10 protein-coding genes and 1 pseudogene are annotated in these 13,974 nt (G+C 52.7%); 10 read left to right on the forward strand and 1 reads right to left on the reverse strand.

Features of this window, described 5'->3' with window-relative positions; genetic code table 11:
- The first annotated feature begins 667 nt into the window (after nucleotides 1–667).
- From JI735_RS13465 to thrC, 3 genes are all read left to right on the forward strand, one after another.
- Nucleotides 668–1,195 (forward strand): hypothetical protein, encoded by a 528-nt coding sequence (locus JI735_RS13465; protein WP_039834114.1) that lies wholly within the window; start codon nucleotides 668–670, stop codon nucleotides 1,193–1,195.
- An 86-nt stretch (nucleotides 1,196–1,281) separates the two neighbouring features.
- Entirely contained in the window at nucleotides 1,282–1,776 is a 495-nt protein-coding gene (locus tag JI735_RS13470; RefSeq protein WP_039834113.1) for a CYTH domain-containing protein, read from the forward strand.
- Nucleotides 1,777–1,955: 179 nt separating this feature from the next.
- Nucleotides 1,956–3,344 (forward strand): threonine synthase, encoded by a 1,389-nt coding sequence (thrC, locus tag JI735_RS13475; protein WP_039834112.1) that lies wholly within the window; start codon nucleotides 1,956–1,958, stop codon nucleotides 3,342–3,344.
- Nucleotides 3,345–3,441: 97 nt separating this feature from the next.
- On the opposite strand, the gene JI735_RS13480 is transcribed toward thrC, so the two are convergent.
- On the reverse strand, nucleotides 3,442–4,725 hold the full coding sequence (locus tag JI735_RS13480; protein ID WP_039834111.1) for a PucR family transcriptional regulator: 1,284 nt from the start codon (nucleotides 4,723–4,725) through the stop codon (nucleotides 3,442–3,444).
- Between the two features lie 132 nt (nucleotides 4,726–4,857).
- Between JI735_RS13480 and JI735_RS13485 the strand changes: the two genes are divergently transcribed.
- The 7 genes and pseudogenes from JI735_RS13485 to JI735_RS13515 all read left to right on the forward strand — a co-directional run bounded on the left by JI735_RS13485 (nucleotide 4,858) and on the right by JI735_RS13515 (nucleotide 13,666).
- Entirely contained in the window at nucleotides 4,858–6,798 is a 1,941-nt protein-coding gene (locus tag JI735_RS13485) for an NAD(P)/FAD-dependent oxidoreductase (RefSeq protein WP_039834110.1), read from the forward strand.
- Between the two features lie 23 nt (nucleotides 6,799–6,821).
- A complete protein-coding gene (locus JI735_RS13490) occupies nucleotides 6,822–7,631 on the forward strand; it encodes an acetoacetate decarboxylase family protein (protein ID WP_051051629.1) in 810 nt (269 codons plus the stop codon).
- A gap of 51 nt (nucleotides 7,632–7,682) precedes the next feature.
- The gene (locus JI735_RS13495; protein ID WP_039834109.1) at nucleotides 7,683–8,456 is read left to right on the forward strand and encodes an SDR family NAD(P)-dependent oxidoreductase; all 774 of its coding nucleotides are present in this window, start codon (nucleotides 7,683–7,685) and stop codon (nucleotides 8,454–8,456) included.
- Between the two features lie 166 nt (nucleotides 8,457–8,622).
- Complete coding sequence (locus JI735_RS13500; RefSeq protein WP_039834108.1) at nucleotides 8,623–9,609, forward strand: Gfo/Idh/MocA family protein; 987 nt, start codon at nucleotides 8,623–8,625, stop codon at nucleotides 9,607–9,609.
- A gap of 39 nt (nucleotides 9,610–9,648) precedes the next feature.
- Nucleotides 9,649–10,524, forward strand: coding sequence for a radical SAM/SPASM domain-containing protein (locus JI735_RS13505; RefSeq protein ID WP_039834107.1), 876 nt, complete (start codon nucleotides 9,649–9,651; stop codon nucleotides 10,522–10,524).
- Between the two features lie 114 nt (nucleotides 10,525–10,638).
- Nucleotides 10,639–11,439: a hypothetical protein gene (locus JI735_RS13510; protein ID WP_051051628.1), complete on the forward strand. Its 801-nt coding sequence runs from the start codon at nucleotides 10,639–10,641 to the stop codon at nucleotides 11,437–11,439.
- Between the two features lie 101 nt (nucleotides 11,440–11,540).
- Nucleotides 11,541–13,666 (forward strand): annotated as a pseudogene (locus JI735_RS13515) (class I SAM-dependent methyltransferase).
- The last annotated feature ends 308 nt before the right edge of the window (nucleotides 13,667–13,974 follow it).

Genomic DNA, 13,974 nt, shown 5'->3' on the forward strand with positions numbered 1-13,974 from the left:
CTTCGCGTCGAGGTTGTCCAATTAGAGTGTGCAAAGAGAGGGGTATCCCGGAATGGGGTGCCCTTTTTGCTAAATTTAATGAGGCTAATTTCTCACGCCATTAGCCTTGCAATTGTATTTGATGCAGTTAAAAGGCTGTGTAACCCCCCTGTTTTAGCTGTAATTGCATTTTGTACACTTAAAAATGGCAGTTGGCGCATATTTGCTGAAATGCAGCTTTTTTAAAAATATAAGAATTTATATGTTTCCCGCTATAAATTATCTTTCTATTTCTCGCTGAAACACCCCGTCCTTTAAAAGGACGGCGTAGCCGTTTCCACTTGTTGTACGAAGTGCCGCTAATTTCGTTTTAACACCGATATCGTCACTTTTAATTGTACAGAATACAGTTGCGAGATGAACACGGAGGGTTAACAGATTTTTAATGGCAAGTAGTCAGTAGTCAGTAGTCAGTAGTCAGTAGTCAGTACATGTAACCTTGTAGTCTGCAAACTTTAACCAATAAGCGTAACAGCCACCGTAACTACTAACCATAGCCATAACCACTAATCTGTATCAGCCCTCAACGTAACCCTGAAGCAGAAAAGCAGTGTCGGCAAAGAGTTTTTTGTGCAAGCCATATTGTATATAATGGAAGTATTGCTTGATTCCGGAGGAGGCGGTTGTAATGGCAGAGATGGATCGGATGCAAGGTGCAGATCACGCGGACCAGCCGGGGCAGTGGGAAAATTCCGGGAAGCGGAAAAAGCCAACCCTGATGCAAATCTGCCTGGTTGTGTTCCTGCTCGGGATTGCTGTATTCCTCGTAGGTACGGTCATCCAGATGTTCAGTTCATTTGAGGAACGGGTATCGGACCGCATCCATCTGCAGGATATTACTTCTATTGAAATCATCCGCTCGTTGCCCTCGACAACTGACGAAGTGAAGGTCACTGTGACCGACCCTGCAAAAATAGCGGACATCATGAATGCTTTTGCCGGTGTCAAATTGATGAGCTCCAGCATTTCCCACGATTTCAACAGAAGTTACTGGATCAGTATCATTGTAGACAAATACTTCAGATTCGGCATTAGACTGGATGACCAAAAGTATATCTCCATTAATGATACGTCCAGAAATGACAAATACAGCAGCGGGTCTTTTAAAATCATCAATCATTATGACATGCGCTCTATTGACAGCCTCTTCGACTGAGTTGGCGGATTCCATTGACTTGCAGATGCCCCGCGCCTATGATGATTAATAATATAATTATGAAACGCACAGAGGAGAGAGACAGCATGGCTATGGAGATTGAACGCAAGTTCCTGCTGCCGGAGTACCCGGAGCGGCTGATTCAGGAAGGCCAGGTGCAGGTGCTTACGCGGCAGAGCATTGACCAGACTTATCTGGCGATTGAGGACGGGCAGGAGCTGAGAGTACGCAAGATCACGGACCTGGATTCGGGCGAGATTACGTATACCCATACCTTCAAGGACGGCAAAGGCATCAGCCGCAAGGAGATCGAATACTCCATCTCTGAGGGATTATATAACCAGATGATTCAAGCCGTGAAGGCTGTACCGTTGGTGAAGACACGCATTACCGGCATTTGGAACGGCACGACCGTAGAGATTGACCTCTATACCCAACTGGAACTGACCGTGCTGGAGGTTGAATTCGATTCGCTGGAGGCGGCGGAGAGCTTCGTGGCCCCCGGATGGTTCGGCAAGGATGTCAGCGTGGACAAGAAATACAGCAACAAAACCGTCTGGAAAGAGCTGCAGAACAAATAACGTGAAGCTGCCCTGCGGCATCCCATGGTTACGCAAAAGTTAACACAGAAGTAACGGACTTTAACGCTTAAACGTGTTAATATAGAATGAGCTTAGGCACCGGGCAGCACAGGTACATTTTCTGCACATCAGCCTATACAAGGGTTAACTACAGAGGGGTTCAGGAGGATGAGAGAGGTATGGAGTATATAAGCACAAGAGGCAATGTAGAAGCTAAGGGCTTTATTGATACGGTTCTGATGGGGCTGGCGGATGACGGCGGGCTCATGGTGCCTTTTCAGATCCCGGTAATTTTCCCTGAGAAGCTGGCGGAATGGCGGAGCCTGAGCTTCCAGGAGCTGTTCCTTGAAATTTTCTCGTATTATACCAATGATGAAATTCCCTACGAAGATCTAAAAGAAATGGTCTACACCAGCTATGGCAATTTCCGCGCGCCGGAAGTAACGCCGCTGCATCAAGTGAATGATTCCTTGTATGTGCTGGAGCTGTTCCATGGGCCTACTTTTGCTTTCAAGGATGTGGCGCTGCAGTTCATGGGCGAGCTGTATTCCTACATTTCCCGCAAGCGCGGCGAGGTTATTCATATCCTTGGCGCTACCTCGGGGGATACGGGGGCGGCTGCCATCCAGGGGGTCCGCGGCAAGGAAGGCATCAAGATCTGCATTCTGCATCCGCACGGCAAGGTCAGCAAGGTGCAGGAGCTGCAAATGACGACAGTGGACGACAGCAATGTGCTGAATCTGTCTGTTGAAGGCAATTTTGACGACTGCCAGAAGGTGATTAAGGAACTGTTCGCCGATCTGGATTTTAAGGGCAAATATCACCTGCGGGCGATCAACTCGATCAACTTCGTGCGTATTCTGGCGCAGACGGTCTATTATTTCTATGTCTATCTGCAAATTGAGGGCAGCGATAAGAAGAAGATCAACATCAGTGTGCCATCCGGCAATTTCGGCAATATTTTCTCCGGTTATTTGGCGAAGAAGATGGGATTGCCCATTCACAAGCTGATTATCGCCACGAATGAAAACAATATCCTGGAACGGTTCGTGAACACCGGTGAATATAAGCCGGGAAGCTTCACGAGCACCTACAGCCCTTCGATGGATATTCAGGTAGCCAGCAACTTTGAACGGTACCTCTATTACCTGGTGGGCGAGAATGCGGAGAAGCTCTCTGCCCATATGTCCAAGCTGCAGACCGAAGGGAAGATTACGATCGCGGGCGAAGCACTGCAGCAGGTGCAGGCTGATTTTGCCGCGCTGGGTGTGAAGAACCAGCAGTGCCTGGATACGATCGGGAAGTACAATAAAGAGTATGATTATCTGCTCGACCCGCATACGGCCTGCGGCATTGCAGCATACGAGAAGTTTAACGGCACAGGGGAAACGGCCATTACTTTTGCGACAGCCCATCCGGCCAAATTTGACGAGGCTATCGCCCTGGTTGACATCAAGCAGGAGTTCCCGGAGCAGATCGCAGCCTTGTTCTCGCTGCCTCAGCACCAGAAGGTAGTAAAGCATGATAAAGATGTAATCGTACGCGAGCTGCAGGCTTTTTACGAATAGAGCAGTCTCCCGGCTGTCTTCTGCAAGCTCCATATTACTGTAACGGCCCCCGTTCTTGGGATAAGAACGGGGGCCGTTTGGCGTAGAAAAGGCATCTTCACCGCAGCGGCAAAGAGGAGGAATTCTGCCGTTTCCGGGATTTTTGGCAATAGTCGGCGATTTTATAAGAAATATAATAGGCCAGCATTTTTTCGGAGTCAGAGAAGCTGGTATCAAGCAGCCTGCTGATATGATCCAGCTTATATCTGAGGGTATTCCGGTGAATATACAGTTCTTCGGCAGTGAGCTGCATGTTGCGGTTATTTTTGAGATAGACGAAGAAGGTATGGTACAGGTTGGATTGATGAGCAGCATCATATTCCTGCAGCTTCAGCAGCTCGGGATCGCGGTAGCCGGGTTCCTCCATGGACAGGGCATCGGCAGATAGCAGCTCGTAGAGATGAATATCGGAGTAGAAGGTCAGCTGCTGCCCGGGGCAGAGAATGCCGCCGATCCGGATCGCGTTTAGGGACTGGAGATAATGCGTCCTGCACTGGGAAAGATTGGAGAAGCTGCTGCTGACCCCAAGGATGATTCCGGACTGGGCCAAAAATTCCCGCAGATGGGTAGAGATGAGCTCTTTGGACAGCTCCCCGTCATGAATCATCACAATATGTCCTTCATAATAGGTGAAAGGGCTGCCGGGAAACAGTTGTTGTAAACGCTCTCTTAAAAAGCCGTCATAATGTCCTGAACGTTCATAGCGGGAAAGGTCGAACAACAGCACAAGCAGCTGCTGGCCGAACCTCAAGCCTGCGCTTTTCAATCTGTCTCTAATGACATGGCTGTCCTGAAACTGCTGATCCAGCAGTCCGCAGATGAAATCCTCCACCTTCATATTCCTCGTGTTGCGGTAGTAGCTGCTCTTGCCCATCTCTTCCCCCAGGATGGTGGCGGCAATGGCCAGCAGTTCCTTGTCTTGGGGACGGAGAGGTTGCTTGCAGCCAAGAAGCAGCACGTTCCCGACCGGTTTGCTGCCTATTTTGATCTTGGAGATCAGCTTGGTGTTTGCGGTTTCCTCGCAAGTGACTTCATATGACTCGTCGGCCTGCTTTCCCCGCCGGACACTGTCCAGCTTGTTCACAGCCGCAATAAAGTCGTAAGAGCAGTAACCCTTGCGGATGTTCTCGCTCCATAAGTAATCGGCAATCTCATCCGGGTCAGAGTGGGCCACGATTTTGAAGCTGGAATCAAATACAATGACGGGATTGCGCAGGAGCGCTGCAGCGGTCTGTACGATGGCGGGCAGGCCTGCGCCTGAAATGTAAGCCGTGAATAAGGAGGCGGTATAATGCTCCCTTTCAATCTGGTCCAGCCGCAGTTCATCTAGAGAAACATCCATGGGGATCACCCTTTTTGAGGAGTTTTTTTTATCATAGTGCACAATGCACTAGAAAGAAGTGATTTTTGGTTCTTGTTCATATATTCACAAAGTTTGGGGGGGACTTACACTGATGGTGGAGGTGCTAAGCAGATGAAATACGAGAAACTGTGGGCCGCAGGGAATATTGGCCGCCTTAAGCTGAAGAACAGGATTGTCATGCCGGCCATGGGCACATCGCTGGCTGCGGCCAGCGGAGAAGCTTCGGATGAAATGATCGCTTTCTATGAGGAGCGTGCAGCAGGAGGCTGCGGCCTGATCATTACTGAAATTACCCGGGTGGACAATGAGACAGGGGTGGGCACGCCTAACCAATTGAACGCAAGCGATCTGCTGTTTGTTCCCCGGTTGGAGAAGCTGGCCAGGGCGGTACATCGTCATGACAGCAAAATATTTCTCCAGCTCCAGCATCCGGGCCGGCAAAACCACGGGCGGCTGATCGGCGGCAGGCAGATCGTTGCCCCAAGTGCGGTGATGTCTTCAGCCATCGGAGAAATGCCCCGGGAACTGTCGACCCAAGAGGTAGAAGAACTGGTGCGGAAATTTGTTTTTGCAGCCTGCATCGCCCAAACTGCGGGGATAGATGGAGTCGAAATCCACGGCGCCCACGGGTATCTGGTTGGACAGTTCCTAAGTCCGCTTACGAATTTGAGAACTGACAAATACGGAGGTCCGCTTGAGGGCAGAATGTTGTTCCTGACGGAGATTGTGCGCGGCATTAAGCAGGCCTGCGGGGCAGGGTTCCCGGTCTCCGTCCGCATTGACGGCGATGAATTTGTTCCGGGAGGCATTACCCTGGATGAGGCGCTTGATACCGCGAAGCATCTGGAGAGCCTCGGTGTGGATTGCATCAATGTAAGCAGCGGTACTTATGAATCGTCGAATACGATAATTGAGCCGATTTCCTATCCGCAGGGGTGGAAAAAACACCTCGCCGCAGCCATGAAGCAGGCGGTTCAAATTCCGGTGATCGCTTGCGATGTCATCCGCAAGCCTGAATTCGCGGAGAGTCTGCTCCAGGAAGGGAACACGGATTTTGTGGCGGTCGGCAGAGCCCAGCTGGCCGATCCGGAATGGGGCAACAAAGCGGCAGCGGGAAAGGAAGCGGGGATCAGAACCTGCATTTCCTGCCTGTACTGCATCCAGGAAGTGATGGAGTGCAAGGTCATCAAGTGTGCCGTCAATGCCAGAGCCGGCCGGGAGCTTGAATTTGCCGGACCGGCGAAGGACGGCAAAAGCAGAGCGGTGGCGGTAATCGGCGGCGGACCAGCGGGCATGGAGGCTGCGCGGATTCTGGCGCAGCGGGAGTTCAAGCCGGTGTTGTTCGAAGCCAGGGATGTGCTCGGAGGCAGTGTAGAGCTGGGGAGCCGGCCGCCGCTGAAGGAGAAGCTGAACTGGTTCATCGGCAATATGCAGCATCAGCTGGAGCAGCTGGAAGTTGATGTCCGTCTCTCTACGAAACCTACGCTGAAGCAATTGAAGGAGCTTGAGCCGTATGCGGTATTGGTGGCTACCGGGGCGCAGCCGGTTATACCGGCTATTCCGGGAGTGGATAAGGCGGCGGTCTGTACGGTTGTTGATGTCCTCGGCGGCAAGGCTGTGATCAGCAACCAGCGGGCCGTTGTGATCGGCTCCGGCATGACCGGCCTGGAAACCGCCGAATACCTTGTGGACAGAGGGAACCGGGTCACGGTAGTGGAGATGCAGCCGCGGATCGGTCCGGATGCCTATCTCCCGAATCTGATCGACATCGTTACCCGGCTGAAAAAGTCCGGCGTCGAGCTGCTTGCTTCAACGAAGCTGGTAGAGGTGAAGGACGGGTCTATCGTGCTTGAGAACACCTCCACGGGCGAAGTCACGGAAAGAGAAGCCGATGCCGTGGTTTTGTCCATTGGAGTTGCGCCGGAGTCTTCCTTCACGGAAGAGCTTAAGCAGGCTTTACCGAATGTGAAGGTGATCGGCGATGCCGGCCGGCCCGGCAGAATCGGGCAGGCGATTCAGAGCGGCTTCGAAACGGCTTATATGCTGCATTGATACCAATTATAGGAGGTACAGTCATGGGGAGTTTTGTAAAAAGTATCACGGATATCCAGAAGTATGGAGGCAAACCGACCACTTTTTATGATGCGGAGATGCTGACGGTGTATTGGGAAACGAAGCCTGAAATCATCGCGCGTCTGCTTCCGAAGCCGCTGAAGCCTGCCAGCAGGCCGCTGGTTAACGCTTTTGTAGCCAATTATCCGGCGACGAACTTCTGTCCGCCTTACCGCGAAGCCGGATTGTTCGTGCTGGCGGACTATAACGGCCAGTTAGGCAACTATTGCCTGTCGATGCCGATTACGAGTGATATCGGCATGGCAATGGGCCGGGAAGTCTGCGGCCTGCCCAAAAAAATGGCCGGTATCTCCCTGAACCACGCAGAAGGCTTCATGGGCGGGACGATCAGCCGGCACGGCATTGATTTTGTCAGCATGGAGGCGCGGATAGGGGACAGGTTCAATGACAGTGCAGCCGGGGAAATCCTGAACGAATATTATGGCAAGGACATTCCGCTGTACAACATCAAATATGCCAACGCCATTGACGGAAGCGGCTTTGATCTGATGCCGGTGCTGGTTACACAACGCCTGGTCAGCGACGTCAAGGTCTATAAGGCGGCTGAGGCTGCGATAACCTTCCGGGATTCCCCGCATGATCCTTGGAGCGAGCTTGAAGTCGTCCATATGCTGGGGGCCGTCTATACCGTAAGTACAAATGTGCTCGAAAAAGGCCGGGTGTTAGAACCGCTGCATCCCATGGAGTTCCTGCCTTACTGCTATCTCCGCTGGGACTGGTGGGAGAATAAGCTGCAGTCCGGGGCGTTGTGAACGGGAAATCCCATGAAGGCGAAGCTTACAACATTTATAGGAGGTTAAACGATGACCCATCTTTTTGATTTAACCGGGAAGAAAGCTGTCATTGCAGGGGCGTCCAGCGGAATCGGGGTACAATTCGCCGAGATGCTGGCCGGACAAGGGGCGGATGTCGCGATTTTGGCGAGAAGATATGACAAGCTTGCCGCGGTGGCGGAGGAGATCGGAGCCAAATACCCGGAACGCAGAATAATCCCCATCCAGTGCGATGTGCGAAAAGAGGACCAGATTATAGAAGCTGTCCGGAAGGTTATGGATGCTTTTGGCCAAATTGATATTCTGCTGAATAACGCCGGTGTCGTGGACGCCGTGCCGATTGAAGCGCTGGAGGAGGAGGCCTGGGACCGGGTGCTGGATACGGATTTGAAGGGAGTCTTCCTCATGTCCAAACATGTCATCCGGCATATGAAGGAGCGGAAATACGGCAAAATTATCAATACCGCCTCAATGCTGGGGCTTACCGCCTCCGCTTCGGTCCCTACGCATTCCTACAATGCAGCCAAAGGGGGAGTGATCCACCTGACCCGGGGAGTGGCGGCTACGTATGCCAAATACGGAATTACCGTCAATGCGATCGGCCCAAGCTTATTCCGCAGTGAAATGACGGAGAATACACTGTTCACGGAACAAGCGCTGAAAATGTATAATGCCGTTTGCCCGATGGGCCGCCCCGGAAACCCGGGTGAGCTGAACGGCGCGGTGCTCTATTTTGCCTCGGATGCTTCCAGCTATACTACCGGCCAGACCCTGTTCGTAGACGGTGGATGGACGATCATATAATTTATAGGAAGGAGTAAGGAGCGCCTGCAGGGATGCAGGTGCTTTTTTTCACATTCTCAAACAGCAGAATTTGTCGGAAAATTGTCCGGAAAAGTGGACATCACTACCCTGGAGTGAGAAAATAGCATGTAGAGTCAGTACGAACTAAAAAGGACGGGATCACTTCATGACAATTCGATTCGGGGTTATTGGAACCAACTGGATTACAGACCGTTTCATTCAAGCGGGTCTTGAGAATGAGGAATTTATCCTTACTGCTGTATACTCCCGTACAGAGGAGAAGGGGCGCGATTTTGCGGCAAAATATGCTGGCGCTTCCATATATACGAATCTGGAGAAAATGGTGGCCAGCGGGGAAGTGGATGCGGTATATATTGCCAGCCCCAATTCGATGCATGCTGAACATGCGCTTGTCTGTATGAACCACGGGAAGCATGTGATCTGTGAAAAGCCTGCGGCCTCCAACAGCGCGGAGCTGCGGTCGATGATCGAAGCGGCGCGGGACAACGATGTGCTGTTTATGGAAGCGATGAAATCCACCTTTATGCCGAACTTCGGGGTGATCCAGGACAACCTGTACAAGCTGGGACAGGTGCGCCGTTATTTTGCGGGTTATTGTCAATATTCATCGAGATATGATGCTTACCGCCAGGGGACCGTGCTGAACGCTTTCAATCCGGCCTTCTCCAACGGTTCCCTGATGGATCTGGGCATCTATTGCCTGTATCCGATGGTGGCGCTGTTCGGCAAACCGGAGTCGGTGCGGGCGGTAGGCCTGATGCTGGCTTCCGGCGTAGACGGCGAGGGCAGCATTGTGATGCGTTATCCGGATATGGATGCTGTAGTCATGCATTCCAAGATTGCCGACTCTTATCTGCCTGCCGAAATCCAGGGGGAGAATGGCACGATGGTGATCGACAAGATCAACCAGCCTTACCAGGTCAAAATCCACTACCGCGACGGTACGGTGGAGGAACTTACCCTGCCGCAGGTATTCGAGCCGATGTATTATGAGGTGGAGGAATTTATCCGCCTGATCCGGAGCGGGCAGCGCGAGAGCAGTGTGAACAGCCATGCCAATTCGCTTGCAGTCGCTGAGGTCATGGAGGAAGCCAGAGCACAGATCGGCCTCCGCTATGCCTCGGACCTGTAGCTGAAGCCTTTGAACGAATTTTGAAATGGGGAGCGGAACTTGAAAACTTTTAAAAAAGTCTACATCGAGATTACAAGTGTCTGCAACCTGGCTTGCAGCTTCTGCCCGCCCACGGAGCGGCAGAAAAACTTCATGAAGCTGGATACCTTTAATACCATTCTCGATGAGATCAAACCCCACAGCAATCATATCTATCTGCATGTCAAAGGCGAGCCGCTGCTGCATCCGAAGCTTGGCGAGCTGCTGGATGCCGCCCACGCCAAAGGGTTCAGGGTCAACATCACGACCAACGGGACACTGATTCATAAGGCTGGACCGAAGCTGCTCGGCAAGCCGGCGCTGCGGCAGATGAATTTCTCGCTGCACAGCTTCGACGGCCATGCGGGCTCGGAGAACCGGGAGGGATATGTGTCGGAGATTATTTCTTTTGTGCGTGAGGTCACGGCCCAGGGCGTTATTGTCTCCTTCCGGCTGTGGAATCTGACCGAGGACAACCGGACGAATCTGGAGAAGCAGCGCAACCGCGAGACGCTGGCGCTGCTGGAGGAAGCCTTCAATCTGGATTTCAACATTGAAGAAAAGGTGGTGCCCGGCAGCGGGGTGAAGATTGCCCCGCGCGTCTATCTGAACCAGGACCACGAGTTCAGATGGCCTGCCTTAAGCGAGCCGGAGGATGACGGCAAAGGCTTCTGCCACGCGCTGCGCAGCCAGGCGGCGGTGCTGGTCGACGGCACGGTGGTCCCGTGCTGTCTGGATGGCGAGGGCGTAATCAACCTCGGCAATCTCCATGAGAAGCCGTTCTCCGAGATTATCGAGGGCGAACGCGCGAACAATCTGTTCTATGGCTTCTCCCGCCGGGAAGCGGTAGAGGAGCTGTGCCGCAAATGCGGGTACCGGCAGCGGTTCGGGACGTAGAGCTGTTCTATGAAATAGAAGTACACGAACATTTATAAGAATTACGGATACGGCCGATATTGATATTGAATATACTTTTTTTAGTATATGCATATACAATTTAGGAGGTAACCTATGAATGTATCGCGTTCTATTCAGCGCCCGCTATTTCCGGTAGCCGATCATGACCGGCAGCAGCGAAGGGGAACGGAACAGAACCCCGGTTCAAACATGAGGATTCCGGGTAGACCGGAATCAAAGCTGCTTGACCATTTGAACAAGCAGAAGCAGTCCCTGATGGACAGGCGTTCCGAGTATCTGGGCAACGCCCTAAAAAGAGGGGAGAGCCAAGAAGCTATCCAGGCCGAGCTTGCCTCAATGGATGAGCAAATTCAGCAGCTGGAGCAGCAAATTCAAAAGCAGGCTATCGACAATCAGAACAAGACAAAAGGTCTGGAGGAAGACAACCCCAAAAAGAAGGATGAGGCTCTTCAAGAATCGTGGAGTCCGGACAAACAAACGCCTGAAGAGCAGCAGCTTGCCTATACTACATACAACATGAACGGCGTTATATCTGCGGGCAATGATTTGAAGCAAAGCAGTGCTGTGCGAATAGCCCAAACCACCTTGCGGACTGAAGCGAAATCCTGGGAAAACAGCATCTCTGGGAAGTCGGCAGGTCTCCTTCAAAAAGTAACCAGCCTGGACCAGAAGCTAATGAGCATTGCTATGGACGTTCAGGAACAACTGAAAGAAAATGTACAATCGGCACCTTCGCCGGTTATCCGGGACGAATCTTCTGCGGACGTGCAGGATCAGGAGGACCCGGCCACCACTGACAACGAAGGCAGTCCTTCCAGGCCGGAATTAGAGGTCTATGCAGAAGCCAATAAGACAACGGTTCCCCCGGGCAGCCAGGTTGATAAAGTAGTCTAGTACTTGTCCAGAACCGCATTATGCATCAAACAGCAAGCTTCCATCCGGGGGCCTGCTGTTTGAGGTTACGGCCTATACAACAGAATCAGGAGGCGATCCGCATGCTGAAATCCCTGCAAGCCATTGAAGCGTACCGTGAGGACGGCAAGCTGTCCGGCGGGAGTTATCCCTGGCTGGACTATATTGTTCAAGCGGAAGAAACGATAGTCAATCTGGAACGGGTTGACTCACTGCAAGAGCTGGAATACATCAACCCGGTGCTGGAATATGTGGAGCGGAGCCTTCGCCTGCTCGATAGTCTGCCTCTGTCCTACTGGATTAAGGAGCTGGCGGAAGAAACGCTGGTCTGGGCAGAAACGGCTAAAGGCGGAACTCTGCGCCAGCGCCGTCTATGGCAGGCAGAGGGCATTAATATTTTTGTACATAATATCGGTTCGGCCGAGTTATACCTGAGACATACAGGTAGAACCGGGGTGGAGGCGTACGGCGGGCAGGCGGTTCCGGCGCTGGAGCCGGGCGGCACCGAGGCAGCCAAGCAAGAGATCGTGCACCGGCTGATCGGGACCCATGGACTGATCGGGCAGCAGATCCGCGGTGAAGTGCCGCCTTCCGTGAACCGTCCGCTGGCGGCGTTGGTGGAGGAAGGGCTGCTGACCGCCGATGAGCTGGAGCGGCTGCTGTTCGCGCTGAATCACTGCATTATTTCCGCCGTGTCCCCTGAGCTGTGGCAGGCGGTGCGCACTGAAGTGATGGGGCTGATTGCAGTAATCTCTTCCGGGGATTTACATGGCGGGGTGCCGATGAAGGAGCGTCTGCGCAGAATGCGCGCCGGGGCGATTGCCGGGGGTGAGGATTATGATGAGGAGTGGAGCAGCCTGCTGGAGGAGGGATTCAATCCCGGTGTCCTGGAACCTATGCAGCCTATCACTTTCTGGTATGTGGAATCGGCGCTGCAGACCTTTTCGCTGGAGCAATTCCTTAAGGTAATGGCACTTACCGCATGCGGCAGCAAGCTGTCCGGCCTGAACCATATCAGCTTCGAGGCAGTCATGAACAGCATTTATTATGACTACAAAGGCGTCAAGAAGATTAATGTCTATAAGAAACGGATTATCGAAAAGTATTTGTCCGGTCTGGCCTGGGAGGATATTCTGAATGGAGCCACCCCGCCGGGTAATCCGCATCTGGTTCACCGGCTGCGGCGGGAGGAGCATTTGCCGGACACCCTCTTTTTCAATTTCGAATTCTCTCCGGCGGCTGAGAAGCTGATCGAGTTCTGCATGGAGGCCGAAAAGTCGGCACTCTACGAACGGGCTGTGCTGATGCTGTTCGATTTGTTCGAGCTGCGTCGCGATGCCTTTGACCGGTTCCATAATGAGGATACGTATTTGAGCCAAATGAATGAGACGGCAGACTATAAAGCGGTCATTCTGGAGTATGTCACCGGCCGGAAGGTGCTGGACATCGGCCCCGGCGGCGGTGTGCTGCTGGATCTGATCGAGGAGCGATTGCCGGGAGTTATCCCGGTCGGCATCGACATTTCCAGCAATGTGGTGGAGGCGCTGCGCCAGAGGAAGCAGCGGGAGGGGCGCCTCTGGGAAGTGCTGCAGGGCGATGCGCTGAACCTGAAGGACTTCGTAGAGCCGGGCACAGTGGATACTGTGATTTTCTCCTCAATTCTGCATGAGCTGTATTCCTATGTGCCGCTGAACGGCACAAAGTTCAATCATGCGACCGTAGCAGCGGCACTGGTGAGCAGCTTTGAGGTGCTGGCCGACGGCGGGGCGATCATTATCCGCGACGGCATTATGACCGAGCCGCTGGATCAGCGGCGGCGGGTCCGTTTGCTGGAGGAGGGCGGAATGGCGGCGCTGGAGCGCTATGCCAAGGATTTTGCCGGACGGGTCATTCAATATGAGCGGATTGATGAACAAGAGGTGCTGATGCCGGTCAACGATGCCATGGAGTTTCTGTACACCTACACCTGGGGGAAGAGGCCTATGTCCATGAGGTCCAGGAGCAGTTCGGCTATTTCACTCCGTCCCAGTTTAAGGCCTTCATTCAGCAGACCCTGGGCGAAAGGGCGGAGCTTGAAGTCTTCCGCCACTATTTGCAGGAAGGCTATACGGACGCGCTGCGGGGCCGGGTAATGGTTATGGATGAGAGCGGGCGAGAGGTGCCGCTGCCGGACAGCACATGCTTTATTGTGATACGGAAGAAAGGGTAGATTTAGCACAGCTTCCCATTGTATAGTTGGTAGCCGCGTTATGCAGGTTCAGCTCAACCCTTCACTAGGTGAATGGCAGCAGGTTGGGCACCGATTAGTTGGAATTTCTCCACTTCATGGTGCCCTAGTTGAGCTGCGGAAAGCAGTAGTTGGAATTTCTCCACTTAATTTAGCTGATTTCGGCCTAAAACAGAGGTAAAGGCTGAATTAAGTGGAGTTTTTCCACTTATTTCTGATAACAACGTAAATATAGCGGAATTAGTGATCCTTTTTCCACTTAATTTGGCCGGGGGCATTAGCGGTGCAGC

This window comes from Paenibacillus sonchi, assembly GCF_016772475.1.
Taxonomy (GTDB): Bacteria; Bacillota; Bacilli; order Paenibacillales; family Paenibacillaceae; genus Paenibacillus_AQ; species Paenibacillus_AQ sonchi.